This window comes from bacterium, assembly GCA_018812485.1.
Lineage (GTDB): Bacteria > JAHJDO01 > JAHJDO01 > JAHJDO01 > JAHJDO01 > JAHJDO01.
Genome location: JAHJDO010000105.1, coordinates 1 through 2,970, shown reverse-complemented (window position 1 = coordinate 2,970; position 2,970 = coordinate 1). Strand labels below are relative to the sequence as shown.

At 36.5% G+C, this 2,970-nt stretch carries 1 protein-coding gene; it reads left to right on the top strand.

Annotated elements, in window-relative coordinates; all coding sequences use genetic code 11:
- The first annotated feature begins 189 nt into the window (after positions 1-189).
- Positions 190-2,805 carry a type IV secretion system DNA-binding domain-containing protein gene (locus KKC91_08655; protein ID MBU0478622.1) on the top strand — a complete coding sequence of 872 codons (2,616 nt, stop codon included), beginning with the start codon at positions 190-192 and terminating at the stop codon, positions 2,803-2,805.
- Positions 2,806-2,970 lie beyond the last annotated feature (165 nt).

Here is a 2,970-nt window from a genome sequence, read left to right as displayed (position 1 = left end):
TTCTTGATATTTTCATTTTGAATTCAACCATTTTAGGGAATGATTTTTCTGTTTTTACCGAAATTTGCTCTGTAACACACTCTTACTTATAGACTTACGCTTATGCCCCATTTTTCGCCAAATCTGTCTAGTTCCCTATATGAAAAATCATGTAACGCTGAAAAGAATCAATCTTAAGGAGGTAAGCTAATGTCAAAATCATGCAATCTTATTGTCTTAATTGCTTTAATTGTATTTTTTTCATGTTCTACTGTTTTTGCGGAGTTAGTTGAGCAGAAAAGCGGTTTGATAGAGCAGAAAAGCATCGGGGAAAGAAGCACTTCTAAAAGAAACAACAATAGATCGACAGAAGGACCTGCAGCTGCGATTAACGAGTTAAATGCTAACATGGAAAGAAAGATAGAACTGGGAGAAAACTGGCTAATGGAAAAGGTTGGCAATTTCTCTTATAAATATGCAAATTGGCTGCTTGTTATATTTATTGCATATGTAGTAATAGTCATAGGCTGGCTTTATCAGCTTTTAAGTTTTAAGTGCTCAAGGCCTTACTTGTTTATCAGAGCATTTGCCCCTTTTCTCGTCTTTTATGGCGTAATGCAAGTCGCATCAAAGAAGTACAAAGGCTGCTTAGCAGCATCACCAATAGAGACACTGGAATTGCTTTCGTCTAATTTTTTATATTGGTTAAAAAACTTTGTAGCTCCTTTTGGTAAGACGTCTTTTACACTAGCACGATGGATGCCTCTTATGATGGTTATAGCTATAATAATATTTTTTTGCGGATTCACTTTTTGGAATGAAGAAAAAACGAAGTATTGGGTAAAGGAGAAGTTAATACCCAAGACAGGAGGTCTTTTGGGTTTTTTAGGGTTATTTGCTTTGCTTGATGCTATTTTCAGGGGAATTGCTGTAGCAGGGATAGGTAGATATCCCCGGCAGTTTTTTAGGTTTAATATAATGCCTCATTCAGCATGGATAAAAACGGATCTGCTTTTTGTTATAGCTGCAGCTCTTTATGGAACAAGTGTGTTTATTTACAGACACAAATGGCCGCGATTGGTTAGGCTTGCCGAGGACTTTTTTAAGATAGATGAATACCAGGAAAAAAGAGAGGAACAAGACATAACAAAACTGGACTTCAGACGTGTGAGTTATGATGCAAAGCAATTGGTGGAGAGTATAAGAAAACCCTTTATTTTAAAAAAGAAAATAGAAAAACCGTTTCTTTTAGGAGTTGATAAAAATAAGAAGCCTATAACAATCACAGAGAAAGACATGACAAAACATGTCCATATTCTAGGAAGCACAGGAGCGGGGAAGACCTCAAGGATTATAATGCCGCTTGCGCATCAGATATTAAATTATGGAAATGGGCTTTGTTTTATAGATTTCAAGGGGGATAGGCAGGCAATACAATTTATAGCGGAGATGTGTAAGGTTGTTGGTAAGAAATTCTATTATTTTTCAAGCAACAAGTTAGAAAAGTCCTGTACGTGGAATCCTCTTCAAAATGGAGATCCGAGCAACAAAGGACAAAGAGTTTTAGCTGCGCTACAAATTGCTCATGATGGAAATGCAAGATACTACTCAGACTTTCAGCGAGCTAATTTCGCTGAAATTTGCGAATTGTTAGATAGCAAAAGAATTAAATATACGTTAACGGATATTTATAACATTGTTAGAATGCCGAAGCGGTTTGAAAAATATATAAATGTAGCAGAGGTGTTAAAGAGCAAGAAAGAGGTGCGCGGGTTAGAGGCGGCATTGCAGCCGATGAAATATATTAAATCAATATCAACCACTCATCCAGAAATAGATCTTTTCGAAATAATGAAAGCTCAGGATGTTGTATATTTTAATCTTCCTGGGGGAGAAAGCAGGGAAAACTCCTCAGCATTAGGAAGATTAGTCTATATGGAACTAGAACATCTATCAATTTTAAGAAAGCCGACAGATCCTGTCTTCTATATTATTATGGACGAATTCCATAATGGAGCCTGTCCTTCTCTGACAGGATTGGTAGAAAGGGTCCGATCAGCCAATTACAGCATGATATTATCTAATCAATCGGCAGCACAATTAGAAAAGGTTGAAAAGGGGTTTGGGTACACTATCAGGGATAATACCTTAACCAAAATTATATTCAGGAGGGAAGACGCGAAAGAAGCGGCGGATATTGCGGAAAGCACAGGAAAGGAAGTTGTAACAAGGCGTGATATGTTGCAGTTTGATGATCAGGGATTTGACCAGGAAAAAACCAGATTGGACGGCAGGCGCTCAATGCAAGGGTATATCAGACAGGCAGAAAAGACAGTAATAACTGATGATCAGCTACTAGCGCTACCTGAAGGTTTCTGCATGTTTCATAGAAGTGGATATAAGCCTGCGGATGTAATAGGTTATGCAGATTATATGATACAGGAAAAAGAAAAGGATAGACTTGAGAGTAAGCCGATAGACTTCGTAAAGAAGTGGGATCTAGGGAAAACGTATTTAGGTAAAGTCATGGAAAGTGTCGAAAAAGCAGAAGTTGGAAAAACAAAAGAATGGGAACAAAGAAAAAAAGACGCAGAAGAAAAACGTGATACTAAAAAAGAGAATCTTAAAACAGAAGATAAAGAAACTCCAAAGAAAGAGAGTTCTAATGCAACAGCAAACAAGGCAACAAATAGCGACAGTTTAAAAATATTAATATCATTATATGAACAAAATAATGAGAAAGTATCTGAGGATATGTTAAACAATATGAGCGAAAACGATATTAACATGGAAATGAAGCGCCTTAAAGCCGAATTGGGAATTTAGCGGTGTGAAAACAAAATTCTAAAAACCAACGCCAATCTTATGAAGGATTTACCCTAAATGTTTAATTTTACCCAATAATCCAACGAGATTGCTTCACTTCGTTCATATTGACGATTCAGGCTTATAGAGTATTACTAAAATAGCAACAAACGTTCAATAATTAAT

Coding starts and splice junctions, on each gene's coding strand:
- KKC91_08655 (MBU0478622.1), top strand. CDS start 190: ATGTCAAAATCATGCAATCTTATTGTCTTAATTGCTTTAATTGTATTT.